This is a genomic window from Streptomyces lichenis, assembly GCF_023218175.1.
Lineage (GTDB): Bacteria > Actinomycetota > Actinomycetes > Streptomycetales > Streptomycetaceae > Streptomyces > Streptomyces lichenis.
Genome location: NZ_JALPTH010000002.1, coordinates 314,397 through 330,442, shown reverse-complemented (window position 1 = coordinate 330,442; position 16,046 = coordinate 314,397). Strand labels below are relative to the sequence as shown.

The window sequence follows — 16,046 nt, the reverse complement described above, 5'->3', positions numbered from 1 at the left end:
ACGCCGGCGGTGGTCATCGCGGGCGGCCGCCGGTGTGCGGCCCGGGAAGATCGTATGACCGTCTCCTGTCGCCGCGAAGGGGGTTTCACCCCTTCCGGCCGCCTCTTGCCCCGTTCCGGCCCCCAACGGACGGTACAGATGGCGCAGACGGCACAAAAGGCGTGCGGGAGGGCGGGAAGGGGGCCGCCGGACGTCGCCTCGCACATGGTCGAGTGATGCAGATCACTCGGCCGTGGGAGCCCTCGTTCAGCGCACGGCGTCCAGGCGGGCGCGCTGCTCGGCGGTCAGGTCCAGATCGACGGCGGCCAGGCTCTCGTCCAGCTGGGCCACCGACGACGCCCCGACGAGCGGGATCGCGGGCACCTGGGCGCCGATCAGCCAGGCCAGCACCACCTGGTTGACGGTGGCCCCGGTCTCGGCCGCCACCTCGCGGAGCACCGCCAGCCGGGCCGGGGTGCCCGGGTGGTCCAGCTCGTGGTCGAGCGGCTTGTCCTCGCGTACGTATGCGCCCGACAGCAGCGGGCTGTACGCCACCAGCGCCAGCGCCGGCTCCTCGCGTACGTAGCTGAGGAGGGCGCCGTCGGCCACGCCCTGGTCGCCGTCCGGGGAGAGCCGGCCGGGCACATCGGTGCGGCGGCGCAGATACGTGTGGTGGTACTGGAGCACCTCGTACCCGGGCAGTCCGGCCGCCGCCGCCAGGGCCCGGGCGCGCTCCACCTTCCACGCCCAGTGGTTGGAGACGCCGAGCAGGCCGACCGTCCCCTCGCCGACCAGCCCGGCGAACGCCTCGACGGTCTCGGCCTGCGGGGTCGCCGGGTCCTCGATGTGCGCGTACAGCAGGTCCAGCCGCTCCACGCCGAGCAGCTCACGGCTGCGTTCGGCCGACTCGCGGACGACCTTCGCCGAGAGCCCTTCGCGGTCGGTGGTGAAGTCCTTGCCCGGTCCGGTCGGGCGGGCGCCGAGCTTGGTGGCGATCACGATCGCGTCGCCCACGCCCCGGGTGCGCCGCCAGCGGCCGAGCAGCGCCTCGCTCTCGCCGCCCTGGGTGCCGTGGTGCCAGTACGCGTAGTTGTCGGAGGTGTCGATGAAGGTGCCGCCGGCCTCCGCGTACCGGTCGAGGATCGCGAAGGACGTCCGCTCGTCGGTCCTGGTGCCGAAGAGCATGGCGCCGAGGCTGAGCACGCTCACCTCGCGGCGGGTGGCGGGATCGGTGCCGATGGTGCGGTAGCGCATGGAGGACCCCCTGGTACGGCCCGCTGGGCGCGGGCGGCGGTGGGAGGACTCTCGGTGTTGGAGCGCTCTCCAAGTCAAGGGCCGAGGGCGGTGGCGGTCCCGTACGGGCCCGGGCGGCTGTCCCGCCGTGCGGGGGCCGGGCGGCCGGGCGACCATCGGAGCATGACCACCACGATCCACCTGGCCCAGCAGGCCGAGGCCGACGAGCTGCTGGGACGCAGTCCGCTCGCCGCGCTCACCGGGATGCTGCTGGACCAGCAGGTGCCCATGGAGTGGGCGTTCTCCGGCCCGTACACCATCGCCCGGCGGATGGGCGGGGACGATCTCGACGCGCACGAGATCGCCGGGTACGACCCGGAGGCGTTCGCCGAGCTGCTCGCGGCCAAGCCGGCGGTGCACCGCTACCCGGGGTCGATGGCCAAGCGGGTGCAGCAGCTGTGCCGCTACCTGGTGGCGGAGTACGACGGCGCGGCGGAGGCCGTCTGGGCGGACGCGGCGAGCGGCAGGGAGCTGCTGGCCCGGCTGGTGGCGCTGCCGGGCTTCGGCAGGCAGAAGGCGCAGATCTTCCTGGCGCTGCTGGGCAAGCAGTACGGGGTGCGGCCGCCCGGCTGGCGGGAGGCGGCGGGCGCGTACGGCGAGGAGGGCGCGTACCGGTCGGCGGCCGACATCACCGGGCCCGAGTCCCTCGCCCGGGTGCGCGCGTACAAGCAGGAGGCCAAGCGCGCGGCCAAGCGGGCGAAGGAGTCGCGGTAGCGGGAGCCCCCGGAGACCTGACGGCCTCGGGGCGGGGCGGCCAAGGTCTCCGGATCGGGCGGGGGAAGCGGAGGTTCGGCACCGAAGTGACGTTCTGCGATGCCAAATGTACGGAATCAGACGTGAGTTGTGGCACATCCGTTCACAGGAGCCTGGGAGATCGCTAGCTTCCCCTCAACCTCGTTCGCCCCGGAAGGACCTCTGTGAACGCATCCCATCGCAGAGCGGCGGCCGCCCTGGCCGCGGCCGCACTCGCGACTCCGCTCCTGCTGGTCTCCGCGTCCCCCGCCTCCGCCGTCCGGACCGACCCCGGGCAGGAAGCGGCCAAGGACGCCGCGAAGCTCTCCCAGAAGCTGGTGCGCGACGCCTCCGCCAAGGACGCGTACCGGCACCTGCAGAAGTTCCAGCAGATAGCCGACTCGGCCGGCGGCAACCGCGCGGCCGGCACGCTCGGGCACGACGCCTCGGCCGCGTATGTGTACCAGCAGCTGAAGAAGGCCGGTTACCAGGTCTCGTACCAGCAGTTCGAGTTCCAGTTCACCAACACCCAGGCCGAGAAGCTGTCGGTGGTCTCGCCCGAGGCGCGGGACATCGCGATATCGGCGATGACCTACACCAAGTCGACCCCGGTCGGCGGTGTCACGGCCGCGCTGGCCTCGGTCCCCGCCCCGGCGGAGGACACCACCCCCGGCTGCGAGGCGGCCGACTACGCGGGCACCGCGTACACCGGGAAGATCGCCCTGATCAAGCGGGGCGGCTGCACCTTCGCCGACAAGCAGGCGCAGGCCGCGGCGGCGGGCGCCACCGGCGCGATCATCTACAACAACACCGCGGGCGCGCTCTCCGGCACCCTCGGCGACGCAGGCGCCGCCAAGATCCCCACCGGCGGCATCACCCAGGCCGAGGGCGAGAAGCTCGCCGCCGACGCGGCCAAGGGCCCGGTGACGGTGCGCTTCGACCTCCGCCAGCTCCAGGAGAAGCGGACCACCAACAACGTCATCGCCGAGACCGCCCGGGGCAACGCCGCCAACACGGTGATGCTCGGTGCCCACCTCGACGGGGTGACGGCCGGCCCCGGCATCAACGACAACGGCTCCGGTTCGGCCGGACTCCTCGACGTGGCGCTGAAGTTCGCCCAGTCGAAGGAGATCAACAAGACCACCAACAAGGTGCGCTTCGCCTGGTGGTCGGCCGAGGAGAACGGCCTGCTCGGCTCCGAGCACTATGTGGCCGGCCTCAGCGCGCTGGCCCGCAAGGAGATCAGGCTCTATCTGAACTTCGACATGATCGCCTCGCCGAACTACGGGCTGTTCGTCTACGACGGCGACGACTCGGACGGCGTCGGCTCCCCCGCGGGCCCGGCGGGCTCGGCCCAGCTGGAGCGGGACATCAACGAGTTCATGGACAAGCGCGGTCTGCCGCACGAGGGCACCGACTTCACCGGCCGCTCGGACTACGGGCCGTTCATCGAGGTGGGCATCCCGTCCGGCGGTACGTTCACGGGTGCCGAGGGCGTCAAGACCCCGGCGCAGGCGCAGAAGTTCGGCGGCACGGCCGGGGCCGCGTACGACGCCTGCTACCACGCCAAGTGCGATGACCTGAAGAACATCAACCTCACCGCGCTGGACGCCAACGTCGATGTCATCGCCAACGCGGTCGGCACCTACGCGCACGACCTCAGCTCGCTGCGCAAGCCGGTGACCACCGTCCCCACCGAGGGCGACGCGGGCAGCGGCGGCGGCCTGCACGACGGCCACGGCCACGAGGTCACCGAGTAGTACGCCTCTCGTACGCACGGGGCGCGGCCGGATTCCCTTCCGGCCGCGCCCCACCCGTTCGCCCGGCGACCGTACGCGAAGTGGTGGCTCGGGTGCGTACGGGGCGTCCTGGGACGTCCCCGGGGGCGTCCCGGGGTAGCCCAGCCGGGTGAACCGGCGTGATCCCACCCGTACCGGTTACCGCTTTGCTCCGGTTTCTCACGCATCGCACCGGCGCCGCGTGGCTGCGCCGGGCGCCATCCGCCCGGTAGGCTTTCCGTGTGATCTTCAAGCGCATCGGCAACGGGCGGCCGTACCCCGACCACGGCCGGGAAAGCACCCGGCAGTGGGCGGACGTCGCGCCGCGCCCGGTCCGCCTCGATCAGCTGGTGACCACCAAGGGCCAGCTGGATCTGGAGACGCTCCTGGCCGAGGACTCGACGTTCTACGGCGACCTCTTCGCCCATGTCGTGAAGTGGCGGGGCGACCTCTACCTGGAGGACGGGCTGCACCGCGCGGTGCGCGCGGCCCTCCAGCAGCGCCAGGTGCTGCACGCCCGCGTCCTCGAACTGGACTGAGGGCCGGGCCGGGGCCCCGTTGGATCAACCGTTCGGACCGTTTCAGACCCGTCCGGCGGTCATCTGCTGATCCTTTAGTAGGCATAGTCAGGGGCCAGCATTACGCTGCGCCCATGAGCATGCTCACTCCCCCCGGTATGGGCGGAAAGTACCGCATCACGGGTAACACCTACCCGCGGATGCGGCGCCCCCGGCGACGCCGCCGGATCGTGGTCGCGGGCCTCTCCGCGGTGGTCGCCCTGGGCCTGGCCGGCTGGGGAACGCTTCAGCTCGTGGACGTCTTCGGCGGTGACGGGGAGACCGGCGGCGCGAGCACCGCGGCCGCCGACCGCTGCGAACCCCGCAAGGCGACCACCGCCACCACCGTGTACGCCCCGCTCAAGCCGGCGCAGATCACGGTGAACGTCTACAACGCGACCCCCCGGGCCGGCCTCGCCAAGGCGACCGCCGACGAGCTGAAGAAGCGCGGCTTCGCCATCGGCAAGGTCGGCAACGCCCCGGCGGCCTACGACAAGAAGGTGCCCGGGCCGGGGGTGCTGCTCGGCGCCGCCAACTCCGACAAGGCGGCGTTCCCGGTGCTCGCGACCCAGCTCAAGGGCGCCGCGCGGAAGACGGACACCCGCCAGACGGCCGATGTGGACCTGATCATCGGCACCGCCTTCAAGACGCTCGCGCCTCCCCGGGACGCCACCGCCGCGCTGACGGCCCTCTCCCAGCCGAAGAAGCCCGCGCCGGAGAAGTGCTAGGCCCCTGGCGGCGGCCATGCACGGCGCGCCGGCGGAGGCAGAGCAGGCCGAGCGGTCCTGAGACGGAAGGCTCGGCCCGCGGTCCACGGCCCCTCGGTCAGTCCGCGCCCCTCGGTCAGTCCGCGGTCCCGTACATGCGGTCACCCGCGTCGCCGAGGCCCGGGACGATGTACCCGTGCTCGTTCAGCCGCTCGTCGACCGAGGCGGTGACGACCGTGACCGGGGTGCCCGCGAGCTCGCGCTCCATCACCTCGACGCCCTCCGGCGCGGCCAGCAGCACGACCGCGGTGACATCGTCCGCGCCGCGCTCGATCAGCTCCCGGATGGCGGCGACCAGCGTTCCGCCGGTGGCCAGCATGGGGTCGAGGACGTAGACCTGGCGCCCGGAGAGGTCCTCCGGCATCCGGGTCGCGTACGTCGACGCCTCCAGCGTCTCCTCGTTGCGGATCATCCCGAGGAAGCCCACCTCGGCGGTCGGCAGCAGCCGCACCATGCCGTCCAGCATGCCCAGGCCGGCGCGCAGGATCGGCACCACCAGCGGCTTGGGGCTGGAGAGCTTCACACCGGTCGTCCCGGTCACCGGGGTCTCGATGTCGACCTGCTCCGTGCGCACGTCCCGGGTGGCCTCGTAGGCGAGCAGGGTGACCAGCTCGTCGGCGAGGCGCCGGAAGGTCGGGGAGTCGGTGCGCCGGTCGCGCAGCGTGGTGAGTTTGTGCGCCACCAGCGGGTGGTCGACGACGTGAATCCGCATGCCCTCAACCCTAGCCCGCAGCGGCATCGGCCCATGCCCGGGAGGGCACACGCTGGCATCAACCCACGCCACAGGGGGAAAGTGGGGTGGACGGACCCAGCCTGGGGGTGGTCGAGATGCCGGAACGCCGAGAACCGGAACGGCGGCGTGAGCGCCGCGATCCGTCGTCCGTCCACTCGGATCGGCCGGGTGAGGAGCGGGGTCGGAGCCGGAACCGCGGCCGGAGCCGGGACCGAGGTCGCGAAGGCGACGGCGACGGCGATCGGACGTCCAGGTCCGCGCCCGGGTCCGCTCCCCGATCCCGGTCCGGGTCTGGCTCCCGGTCTGGGTCCGCCTCCCGGTCGGGGTCCGCTTCCCGCTCGGGGTCTGCCTCCCGATCCGGGCCCGGGTCCGCTTCCGGGGCCGGGCCGAGGCCGAGGTCCGGGTCTGCCTCCGGGTCGAGGTCCGCGCCCGAGCAGCGGCTGATCGACGACCCGCCCGTGGTCGGCGGGCCGCGGCCGGACGGGCCTGAGACGGACGCCGAGCGCCGGCGCCGCCGGGCGCAGTTCCTGCGCGAGCTCTACGAGGCCAAGGCGCTGCGCGACCGGGTGCAGCCGCGCCGCGCCCGGGCGGCCCGGATGCGCCAGGCCATGCGGATGCGCACCTTCCGTTGGTGAACATCCCCGCCCGCCCCTCCCGTACGCCCCTTGGCCGCCCGAGATCACTTCCTTCCGACTTCGACCGAGTCCGGCTGACTTCGACCGGCTTCGACCTGCTGTGATCGGCTGCCCTCGGTATGTCCTCCGGGGCCGACCGCCCGTCCGAGGACCGCTCGCCGGGCCCGCGCGGACGGGGTCCGCTGGTGACATCGAACGGCCGCCGGACCAGACTGGTGCACGACGCAAGAGCGGAACACCTCTCCTCCGGGCCCGGTATCTGCCACGATGCCGAGTGGGCGGGGCATTCAGGAGGGCCGCCCGATCGTCACACCTCTGATCAGTGGGAGAGTCACGGTGTACTTCGCCGCACTGCTCGCGCGCACCGAAGACGGGTGGGAAGCGAGCGACACAGAGCTCGACGATGTAGAGACCTTGTCGGATCTGATCGAGCTTGCCCGGGATGCCTCGGTGGACGACGACACGGTGATCGTCTTCATCGAGCAGGAGGACGCATGGTTCGGCATCGTCCGGGTGGAGGGTGAGGACGACCCCCGGATCTACGTGTCCGACGGAGCGGCCGCCGCCCGCTCCTCGTACGGGGAGATCCTCACCAGGGAACTGCTGGGCGACGACCAGTCGGACGACGGCACCGACCTGGACGCCCTCGACCTCGACGGCACCGAGGACGGAGAGCCGGAGGCGGCGGACGACCAGGACGCCGACACCGCGGCCGAGTCGGTGCCCTCGGCACCGGTCGGCGACCGGGAGGTCCTGGACGACCTCGGCCTGACGGAGAAGGAGCTGCTGGTACTCGACACCGACGCGCTCGGCACCATCGCGGACGCCCTGGGCGCCGCGGAGGTCCTGGAGGCCGTCCGCTAGTGCCCCACCCCCCGCACCGACCGCACGACCCGCCCGCGCCGTACGCCGTCGATCCCGTCCGGGACCCCTGGCGGGCGGCCATGCGCGACGCGCTGGCGGAGGCGGAGCGGGCCGCGCGGGCCGGCGATGTGCCGGTCGGCGCGGTCGTGCTGGGCCCGGACGGCTCCCTCCTCGCGACCGGACACAACGAGCGCGAGGCCACCGGGGACCCCACGGCGCACGCCGAGGTGGTGGCGCTGCGCCGGGCGGCGCGGGCCCTCGGCGAGTGGCGGCTGCCCGGCTGCACCCTGGTCGTCACCCTGGAGCCCTGTGTGATGTGCGCGGGCGCCCTGGTGCAGTCCCGGGTCGGCCGGCTGGTGTTCGGCGCGCTGGACGAGAAGGCGGGCGCGGTCGGGTCGCTCTGGGACCTGGTGCGCGACCGGCGGCTCAACCACCGTCCGGAGGTGATCCACGGGGTGCTCGCCGAGGAGTGCTCCGCTCTGCTCACCCGCTTCTTCCGCGACCGCTGACGCCGCCCGGGGCCGCCCGGGACGCCCGCGCGATGCCCGCCGAGTGTCCGCGAACCGGCCTGTGACGGACCCGTGCACACCCGCTGACCAGCGCCGACCGGCGCCGGAGAACCGATTTCTTCGATCAGGCACCTTTGGGCTAAGCTCTCTCTCGGTAGCGTGTCCGAGCGGCCGAAGGAGCTCGCCTCGAAAGCGAGTGTGGCGTAACCCGTCACCGTGGGTTCAAATCCCACCGCTACCGCAGGTGGACGAAGGGTCCGGCTCACCGAGCCGGACCCTTCGCTTTGTCCTCCGTCTCAGTTTCCGTCTCAGTTGGCCGGTACGAGCACCCCGGCGGCCCCATCGTCATCGTCGTCCGGCCGCTCTCCCGCCGGTTTCCAGATGAGCCCGTCGACCTGCCGCGCCACGTCCGTCCGCACGGTGTCGACCATGTGCTGATACCGCGCCGCCATAGCGGTGGTGGACCACCCCATAAGCCCCATGACAGCGCGCTCGGAGACACCGAGGATCAGCAGGACGGTTCCACTCCCAGCTTCAGGCGTTGAGTGAACGGCTCGAAGCGCTTGAAAATCGCTGCGAACTGGGTGGCGCTCGATCTGGAACCAGCATGGGAGTAACGGAGGGTGTGAGGTAAGTGACAGCCAGGGGACGGCAGAGCGGGCTAGGGGACATGTCCGGTGACACCCTCCTGTCCCCTTCCCTGTCCCCCCGCCTCGCGCGCGAGACTCGGGGTATAGGCACTCGGAGGAGGGCGCATGACTGACGACAGGCCCGCATGGGCGCGGCGTATCGCTGCCGAACGACAGGCTCGCGACTGGTCACAGCGCGACGCGGTCAGGGCCCTCCGGGCGCATGCCCCCACGGAGCTGCCCTCAGAGGAGAGCATGATTCGCCAGTGGAAGCGCTGGGAGTCAGGCCAGGCGCCGAACGACTTCTACCAACCGATCATCGCGGCTCTATTCGGCACGGTGACTCACGCACTCTTCCCCGCGCCCTCTCGCCGAGACGGAGAGAAGGAGGTCCTGGCCGCGAGCGGCATGGAGACTCTGGAGATCGTGAGCCGTCTCAACCGGTCTGACGTCGACGGTGCCACTCTCGACGCTCTGCGGATCACAACCGACCGACTGTGCTCGGAGTACCCGTTCATGCCGAGTGGGCAGCTCATCATCGAGGGACGGCAGTGGCTGCGCCGGGTCGTCGAACTCCACACGAAAAGTCTCACGCTTGCCCAACATCGAGAGGTGCTAGCGCTGTCCGGTTGGCTAGCGCTTCTGGTCGGCTGTGTCGAGTAGGACATGGGGGACCGGCACGCCGCAGAGTCGACCCGTCGCGCCGCCCTCTCGCTCGCCGCCGAGGTCGACCACTCAGAGGTAGCAGGATGGGCGCACGAGATGCGGGCTTGGTTCGCCCTAACGACCGGTGACTATCGCGGGGTCATCTCAGCTGCGCAAGCTGGAGCAGAGACAGCGCCGAACCACAGCGTTGCCGTGCAGCTTGCGGGCCAGGAAGCCAAGGCTTGGGCTCGCCTTGGAGATCGCCGGCAGGTTGAGGTAGCCCTCGACAAGGGGCGGCGACTGCTTGAGGGAATGCCGCATCCGGAGAACCTGGACAACCACTTCGTGGTGGACCCTGCCAAGTTCGACTTTTACTCGATGGACTGCTATCGGCTGGTTGGGGAAGACCGGCTTGCGCGGACGCTCGCGGAAGAGGTCCTGAGGGCTGGTACTGACTTCGACGGCACGGAGCGCTCCCCCATGCGGAACGCCGAAGCACGAGTGACTCTGGGAGTTACCGCCGCGCGCGAAGGCGACCTCGAACAGGCTCTCATTTATGGCGAGCGGGCACTTCAGGGTGACCGTCAGTCAGTCCCCTCGCTTGTTATGACCAGTCGGGAACTCGCGGCCGTCATGCGGCAGCGCTACAGCACCGAGCCCACGGCGCAGGGCTACCTGAACCACCTACAAGACCTGGGAAGGGAGAAGCCGGGGTTCCTCCCCTCCTAACCAGGTCAACGCAAAGATGGGCGCGACCTCACATTGAGGCCGCGCCCATCTAAGTTTCCGTATCATAACTATGGATATAGCGAAGCCGAACTACTTCTTTTTGCGCCGCTTGGGTCGCTGGGGTCTTTTCTTTCGACCAGATGAGGCCGATACAGCTTTCTCACCTTGCCCAAAAAATCGCAGCACCTTAGCGGCTTCCGCTCCGCGACCTTGGCGCGCAAGCTCGGTGGAAAGGATATTCTTAGCGTCAAGATTACCCGCAAGCGAGGAAATCGACAAAAGCCTCTCAGCTTCTGAATTAAACCCTGCCCTGAGGTAAATCAATCCGGCCCCCGTGGCAGCATGAGTATGCCCACGCAGAAAGGCCACATGTAGCCAGTAGTGGGCTCTCCCTAGGTAACCACGCTCAAGTAGGCTGATTCCAAAATTACAAATTTCCCACCCATCCGTCCTGTCGAGTCCATACCGAAGATTAATTTCCGCCTCTTCGATATCACCCTGCTTGGCGAGCAATAGAGAAAGGTGCAGAGCCGCCGATGGGTTCTTGCTGCAGTCTGCAGCCCTATATGCTTCCTCTGCGCCAACCAAATCACCTTCATTATCCAAGGTCATTCCTAGGTTGAACGCACTGATCGAATCGCCAGCCTTCATCCCTCTCTGCCAGAATTGCTTTGCTTGGGCCAGCTCGCCATCCTGCAAGTGCATGTACCCGAGAACGCCCAGTCCGGACGCTCCCCCTAGTTCTACTGCCTTATGCAGTAGCGCCGATCCTTCGTCTCTCCGTTTCTCATCGATCAAATGCTGTGCCCAGGTGACCATGGCGTTCGTTGATCCCTCGTCGGCGCCCCTCTTGATCCATTCATGCGCTTCCTTTTCCATACCTTCTTTCTTGAGCTGCAGCCCATAGCTGTGCATGGCGTGGGAGTATCCCCTATCTGCAGCAGACTTCCACCACCTCTTGGCGGACGTAAGGTCGCCTAGGCGTGCATAACATTGCCCCAAATTGAACGCTGATCTGCCACTAGCGTCAGAATCTGCAACTTTAAGCCACCAGTCAGCCGACTCCTCGTCGTCCGGCGTCGCGTAGGCAAGATGTTGAATCGAGTGATCATCGCCCTTTTCTGCACCACGCAAATATAGGGCGATAGCTTGTGAAATATTTCCGTCCTTCTCGTGAAGCCCACCCAAGTAAATGGCGGCGTCGAGACTGCCAAGATCAGACGCTTCTCGCCAAACGTTCTTGGCTAGCTCGCGCCTATCTGTTCGCACATAGACGCGCCCCAAATTAACCCGGGCCGGGATCGGATTCGCCTCTAGGGCACCCTCCCAGGCCTTCTCGGCTACAGGCCATTCGCGATGCTGGATCGCAGCCATTCCTACATGAAAGGAGAGGCCCTCCGGTATCGCGTACTGGAGAACCGCCTCCCAAGTCTCAGCGGGAATTTTAGGCGCCAATCCCCTGCGCGCCATGGCATCCGGCAGGTAATCAAATACCCTGTACATGAAGCCAGCCCGTATCGGTAGCAAAAGGCTGGTAATTCCGTAGTGTCGGGTCGTGGCCCACTCCAGTGCCGTGTCTAGAGGTTCGGGCCGGAGTAGGTCTCCGCCTTGTTTAGCGAGATAGGCGTGGTGGAGGTCGACCAGAAGCGTCAACGGGATGTCATTGGCGAGGCCCGCGCGAGCGCAATCCACTGCCGCCGCTACTATGGCGGCTCCACGAGGATTTCCTTCTGCTGTCCAAGCCAATGACCACTCCTCGTAAAGGCGAGGGCCGGCGGCCAGGTACTCGGCGATACCGAAGATTTCGGCGTGATTCGCTGCACCTGATACGCGGCTGTCTCCAGCACGCCGCGCGCGTTCTAATTCATTTGCGTCCCAAATTCTTGGCAAGAAAATAGGATCGAGCTGCTGCAATAGCCTTGACCCCAGCGCATAGTGACCGTGCTCGTGACTGTCCTCTCCGACCCGCCTGCCTACCGGAGAGAGACGTCGATATTGCTCGGCACGCATTGTTGCGATGACTGGTACGCGGAAATTTTTCAATAGGCCTGCCGTGGCAGGAGTCAAGCCGTCCGGCCCGATGTAGCGCTCAAGGTCATCAAGCCATAGAAAACAGCTACTGCCCGATTCGACTATATCTTGCATATGGGAGACAAGGTCACGCCCATCGATCGGCGCCCAAATATTTGCCTCGGGACTAAAGGCAAGCAGGGCTTCGAATGCTGCACGCGTTTTACCCGCAGTGGAGTCGCCAACAAGTAGCACGAATCCGCCATCTTCCCGTGCCTGAGATATACGTCGACGCAGTTGAGCGTCTACGGTTCTCTGCACGTATTCGGGAAGAAGTCCATCATGCCGACTTTCGGCCCGGTGCACTCCCATCTCATAAGCATCGGTCGATCCTATTCGAACCGTCGTGAAGGGAGTTCGGATCGAGAACCTTGAATCCTTTCCGATATCCGAAAGAGAAATCGTTTCGGCGTTTAGCTGTAGTCCCGAACCGAGTTGATATACGCGCCCCTCTTGCTCAGAGTGGCCACTTTGATAGCTGTTCGGGCTGAGTGGGTGATTCAATCCTGTTGCTCCTAGTTATTATTCTGAACTCCGGTGCCCATTTGGTAAATTCGGGAGCTATCGCGAGAGGTTGCAGATTGCGAGATATTGGTCGACCCCCTATTCTCGCCGCCATTGTCAATCTCGTTATGCAACTGCTTTAGGAAAAGTAGATCATCGGCTGCTTCCGGGTGCTCGGCAAGAAGCCGACGGAATTTACCCCTCCACATTTGCTGCATCTCGGCGACTGTCTCCTCCGAGTCGCCCCGCGCTGATGCCTGGCCGAGTTCGGTACGGGAGTCCTCCAGTAGCGCCTCTGGATCGGCTTCCGTGGTCCGCCTGAGCGCCCTCGCTACACCCTCCTTAGCTCGGTCCCAGAGGTCCGTGGTCATCAGAGTGACGAGCGCGTTCGCGCTGGCAGTAGCGATCGCGATCAGTGCTGGATCCATGTCTCTCCTCCGCAGGATTGTGCGTTCTCTCAGCAGAGTAGAGGGGCGGCCCTCCGCTCGCACAGGAAACGGTGGAGATCGCCTGGAGCAGGGCAGAACCCCAGGTGGCCCGGTAGGTGGATGTCTCCAGCCCTAGCTGCGGACCGCAGGGTGTAGCGGGTTGGCTGGTGCCCCCGACAGCAGCTATTTCGGCTCTGTCCCTTGTCAGCGCCGATCACGGGCAGCGTTGTTCATCTGCGCGTCCATCATCCTCGCCGGGACGGACCCTCAGGGATCGGGGCACTGGGCTCACGAGTGGTGTCCCAGGTGTCCGGCTGTTTGGTTGACGCGTTGACCAGCGAGAACGGGCGGGACAGCTTCAGGGGCGTACCAGGTTGTCTGGTTAAAGGGGAGCCAGCCTGGGGAGGCTGCTGCGTCATCAGAGATCTGCGGGAGGGGCGGAGCGTGCGAAGTCGACCTGAGGACATCAAGCACGAGGACGAGATCGTATGGACAGAGGACGTCAGCTCATTCGACTACGTCCGCGAGACCTTAGTGGACGGTGTCGGCACTCGGCGGCGTCCCGTCTCATGGCGTGGCCAGGCAGGACGACGAGTCGGCTACGCACTTCTCAAGTCCAACGCGCCTAGTGACCGCGATGCGCCGGGCATGTTCACGCGGCGCGTGTTCTGGGTGAAGGAGCACGATCGATCCGAACAACCGGACGGGGCTTATAGCTCCGGCGCACCATCGGAAGCGGTCGACCCTCGAACGGTGGCCCCACGGGTCTGTGGGGAGCTAACTGAGCGAGCATGGGGTGGACCTCTAGACTCCACTCCCCCCAAGGAGCGAGCCGCCGCGAAGCAAGCACAGAGTGCTCGCCCCTCACGAGTGGCGGCAGAGGCAAGTACGCCCGAGGCGCCGGCTGCCGTAGAGCAGGGCGTCAAGGAAGCCTTCGCCGACTGGCTACGCTTCCGCGATGTGAGCGTCCCCGAGACACTCGGCGCGGCTGCTGAGGAAGCCTTCTCTCGTTGGCTCTGGGGGAACTCTAAAGAACTGATGGAGGCAATCGCTGCGGCCATCGCCAAACGAGTCTCGCTTACGGAGACGCCCTCCCCCGCAGCTGCCGATGTGCCCCGCGAACAGAAGTAGCGCCGTCACGCTCAGCGCGGCCGCCCTCCTGCCTACTGGCGGACGCGGGCACCGGGCCGTCTCAGTTTCCGTCTCATTCAGTCCCGTTCAGAGGCGGCCGGAGGAGTCCGCGCGCAGCGTTGGCGGACGGCTGTGAACGGGGTCGTACGGACTCGGATCATGCTCTGAACAGCATGAACAGACCTCGAAAGCGAGTGTGGCGCAAGTCACCGAGGGTTCAAATCCCTCCGCTACCGCTTCGCACGAAGGCCCCGGCGCTGTTCCCAGCACCGGGGCCTTCGTCGTGCCGTGGCAGGAGACGCCGTGAGCAGCCCTGAGAAGCCGTGGGAAACCGGGATTGCCGGCCCGGTCTTCGTCCTCGGGTGCTCGGTTAGACTCACCCGACCGCCGAGCGGATCACCGGCAGAGCGGTGCGAAGAGACGGCGAGACGGGGGACAGGGCCGATGGTGCAGGCGAAGAAGCTCACGCTGTACGTGGTGGTCGTCTTCGTGCTGTACACGATCATCACCTCCCCGGCGCGGGCCGCCGACCTGGTCCAGGTAGGGTTCGAGGGCATTTCGAGTGCCGCGCAGGCGGTCGGCGAGTTCATGACCCAGCTCGTCAACTAGACCGGCAGGCCTGGCCGGTCCCCTGGCCCGGCGGGCTCGACGACCGGTCGACGAGGAGTCGCTGTGATCCGCCACCTGGTCCTCTTCAAGCTCAACGACGGCGTCAGCCGCGACGAACCGCGCGTGGTCGCGGGCGCCAAGGCGTTCCAGGAGCTCGGCGGCATCGTGCCCGAGCTGGAGTTCTGGGAGTGCGCCTGGAACATCACGGACCGGCCCATCGCGTACGACTTCGCGATCAACTCCGCCGTCGCCGACAAGGACGCGCTGACCCGCTACGTGGAGCACCCGGCGCATCAGGCGGCCGCCGGGCAGTGGCGCGAGTTCGCCACCTGGGTGATCGCCGACTACGCGTTCTGAGCCCCCTCCGGCCCGCGGCCGGAGCATGGAGCCCCGTACCGGAAACGGTGCGGGGCTCCTCGTATGCCCGCCCCCGGGCCATGAAACCGACGGGGCGGGCAGGGGGCAACACGAAGTGCTCCGGTGCTTGCACACAGTGGACATGTCTTGTGATGCTATGACCGCTTTGACCGCTTTTGACGGATGAGTTGACCGTTATTGACCGCGGAGTACGACCACGAAGGGGTGGCGAGAACGTGCCGGCCAGTACGACGTCTCAGGTGCCGCCCCAGAACGAGTCGACCCCCTCGGAGGCCCGGACCCGCTCGCAGAGCCGGGCCGCGGACACCCGGGCGCTCACCCAGGTGCTGTTCGGGCAGCTGAAGACGCTGGAGCCGGGCACCGCCGAGCACCACCGGGTCCGCGGGGCGCTCATCGAGGCCAACCTCCCGCTGGTGCGCTACGCCGCCGCCCGCTTCCGCTCGCGCAACGAGCCCATGGAGGACGTCGTCCAGGTCGGCACCATCGGGCTGATCAACGCCATTGACCGGTTCGACCCGGACCGGGGCGTGCAGTTCCCGACCTTCGCCATGCCCACCGTGGTCGGCGAGATCAAGCGGTACTTCCGCGACAACGTCCGCACCGTCCACGTACCGCGGCGGCTGCACGAGCTCTGGGTGCAGGTCAACGGGGCGACCGAGGACCTGACGACCGCGCACGGCCGGTCGCCCACCACGGCCGAGATCGCCGAGCGGCTGAAGATCTCCGAGGAGGAGGTCCTCTCCTGCATCGAGGCCGGCCGCTCCTACCACGCCACCTCCCTGGAGGCGGCCCAGGAGGGCGACGGGCTCCCCGGCCTCCTCGACCGGCTCGGCTACGAGGACCCCGCGCTGGCCGGGGTCGAGCACCGGGATCTCGTACGCCATCTGCTGGTCCAGCTGCCGGAGCGGGAGCAGCGGATCCTGATGCTCCGCTACTACAGCAACCTGACCCAGTCCCAGATCAGCCAGGAGCTGGGCGTCTCGCAGATGCACGTCTCCCGGCTGCTCGCCCGGAGCTTCGCCCGACTGAGATCCGCGAACCGGATCGACGCCTGAGCCGCGCCAGGCATGGACCGG

General features: G+C 67.7%; 17 protein-coding genes, 1 tRNA gene and 1 pseudogene. 14 read left to right on the top strand and 5 right to left on the bottom strand.

The annotated features are described in order from the left end of the window. Positions 1 to 246 precede the first annotated feature (246 nt). Positions 247 to 1,233 (bottom strand): aldo/keto reductase, encoded by a 987-nt coding sequence (locus M1O15_RS03205; protein WP_248631610.1) that lies wholly within the window; start codon positions 1,231 to 1,233, stop codon positions 247 to 249. A gap of 162 nt (positions 1,234 to 1,395) precedes the next feature. Between M1O15_RS03205 and M1O15_RS03200 the strand changes: the two genes are divergently transcribed. The 4 genes from M1O15_RS03200 to M1O15_RS03185 all read left to right on the top strand — a co-directional run bounded on the left by M1O15_RS03200 (position 1,396) and on the right by M1O15_RS03185 (position 5,067). Continuing rightward, positions 1,396 to 1,986 (top strand): HhH-GPD-type base excision DNA repair protein, encoded by a 591-nt coding sequence (locus tag M1O15_RS03200; protein WP_248631609.1) that lies wholly within the window; start codon positions 1,396 to 1,398, stop codon positions 1,984 to 1,986. 203 nt (positions 1,987 to 2,189) lie between these two features. Next, the gene (locus tag M1O15_RS03195; RefSeq protein ID WP_248631608.1) at positions 2,190 to 3,764 is read left to right on the top strand and encodes a M28 family metallopeptidase; all 1,575 of its coding nucleotides are present in this window, start codon (positions 2,190 to 2,192) and stop codon (positions 3,762 to 3,764) included. A gap of 260 nt (positions 3,765 to 4,024) precedes the next feature. Beyond that, positions 4,025 to 4,321 (top strand): type II toxin-antitoxin system VapB family antitoxin, encoded by a 297-nt coding sequence (locus M1O15_RS03190; RefSeq protein WP_003949502.1) that lies wholly within the window; start codon positions 4,025 to 4,027, stop codon positions 4,319 to 4,321. A gap of 113 nt (positions 4,322 to 4,434) precedes the next feature. Further along, positions 4,435 to 5,067: a LytR C-terminal domain-containing protein gene (locus tag M1O15_RS03185; RefSeq protein ID WP_248631607.1), complete on the top strand. Its 633-nt coding sequence runs from the start codon at positions 4,435 to 4,437 to the stop codon at positions 5,065 to 5,067. Between the two features lie 115 nt (positions 5,068 to 5,182). Here M1O15_RS03185 and upp read toward each other — a convergent pair whose 3' ends face one another. Then, positions 5,183 to 5,818: a uracil phosphoribosyltransferase gene (gene upp, locus M1O15_RS03180; protein WP_248631606.1), complete on the bottom strand. Its 636-nt coding sequence runs from the start codon at positions 5,816 to 5,818 to the stop codon at positions 5,183 to 5,185. Between the two features lie 461 nt (positions 5,819 to 6,279). On the opposite strand from upp, the gene M1O15_RS03175 reads away from it, so the two are divergent. From M1O15_RS03175 to M1O15_RS03160, 4 genes are all read left to right on the top strand, one after another. Further along, the gene (locus M1O15_RS03175; protein ID WP_248631704.1) at positions 6,280 to 6,474 is read left to right on the top strand and encodes a hypothetical protein; all 195 of its coding nucleotides are present in this window, start codon (positions 6,280 to 6,282) and stop codon (positions 6,472 to 6,474) included. Between the two features lie 336 nt (positions 6,475 to 6,810). Beyond that, on the top strand, positions 6,811 to 7,338 hold the full coding sequence (locus M1O15_RS03170; RefSeq protein WP_248631605.1) for a tRNA adenosine deaminase-associated protein: 528 nt from the start codon (positions 6,811 to 6,813) through the stop codon (positions 7,336 to 7,338). Positions 7,339 to 7,418: 80 nt separating this feature from the next. Then, a complete protein-coding gene (gene tadA / locus M1O15_RS03165; RefSeq protein ID WP_248631604.1) occupies positions 7,419 to 7,847 on the top strand; it encodes a tRNA adenosine(34) deaminase TadA in 429 nt (142 codons plus the stop codon). 153 nt (positions 7,848 to 8,000) lie between these two features. Continuing rightward, positions 8,001 to 8,088 (top strand) — tRNA-Ser (locus tag M1O15_RS03160). 67 nt (positions 8,089 to 8,155) lie between these two features. Here the strand turns inward: M1O15_RS03160 and M1O15_RS03155 are convergent. After that, positions 8,156 to 8,374, bottom strand: a pseudogene (locus M1O15_RS03155) (site-specific integrase); the annotation flags it as partial. A 228-nt stretch (positions 8,375 to 8,602) separates the two neighbouring features. On the opposite strand from M1O15_RS03155, the gene M1O15_RS03150 reads away from it, so the two are divergent. Beyond that, complete coding sequence (locus M1O15_RS03150; protein ID WP_248631603.1) at positions 8,603 to 9,139, top strand: hypothetical protein; 537 nt, start codon at positions 8,603 to 8,605, stop codon at positions 9,137 to 9,139. Between the two features lie 3 nt (positions 9,140 to 9,142). Beyond that, the gene (locus tag M1O15_RS03145; protein WP_248631602.1) at positions 9,143 to 9,850 is read left to right on the top strand and encodes a hypothetical protein; all 708 of its coding nucleotides are present in this window, start codon (positions 9,143 to 9,145) and stop codon (positions 9,848 to 9,850) included. A 90-nt stretch (positions 9,851 to 9,940) separates the two neighbouring features. Here the strand turns inward: M1O15_RS03145 and M1O15_RS03140 are convergent, their stop codons facing one another. After that, positions 9,941 to 12,424: a tetratricopeptide repeat protein gene (locus tag M1O15_RS03140; protein ID WP_248631601.1), complete on the bottom strand. Its 2,484-nt coding sequence runs from the start codon at positions 12,422 to 12,424 to the stop codon at positions 9,941 to 9,943. A gap of 11 nt (positions 12,425 to 12,435) precedes the next feature. Beyond that, positions 12,436 to 12,852, bottom strand: coding sequence for a hypothetical protein (locus M1O15_RS03135; protein ID WP_248631600.1), 417 nt, complete (start codon positions 12,850 to 12,852; stop codon positions 12,436 to 12,438). A gap of 294 nt (positions 12,853 to 13,146) precedes the next feature. Here M1O15_RS03135 and M1O15_RS31575 point away from each other — a divergent pair, with 294 nt between their 5' ends. The 4 genes from M1O15_RS31575 to M1O15_RS03115 all read left to right on the top strand — a co-directional run bounded on the left by M1O15_RS31575 (position 13,147) and on the right by M1O15_RS03115 (position 16,025). Then, on the top strand, positions 13,147 to 13,983 hold the full coding sequence (locus M1O15_RS31575; RefSeq protein WP_308282201.1) for a DUF6009 family protein: 837 nt from the start codon (positions 13,147 to 13,149) through the stop codon (positions 13,981 to 13,983). 444 nt (positions 13,984 to 14,427) lie between these two features. Beyond that, positions 14,428 to 14,592 (top strand): hypothetical protein, encoded by a 165-nt coding sequence (locus M1O15_RS03125; RefSeq protein ID WP_248631599.1) that lies wholly within the window; start codon positions 14,428 to 14,430, stop codon positions 14,590 to 14,592. Between the two features lie 63 nt (positions 14,593 to 14,655). Further along, a complete protein-coding gene (locus tag M1O15_RS03120; RefSeq protein ID WP_248631598.1) occupies positions 14,656 to 14,949 on the top strand; it encodes a Dabb family protein in 294 nt (97 codons plus the stop codon). Positions 14,950 to 15,209: 260 nt separating this feature from the next. Then, positions 15,210 to 16,025 carry an RNA polymerase sigma factor SigF gene (locus tag M1O15_RS03115; protein ID WP_248631597.1) on the top strand — a complete coding sequence of 272 codons (816 nt, stop codon included), beginning with the start codon at positions 15,210 to 15,212 and terminating at the stop codon, positions 16,023 to 16,025. Positions 16,026 to 16,046 lie beyond the last annotated feature (21 nt).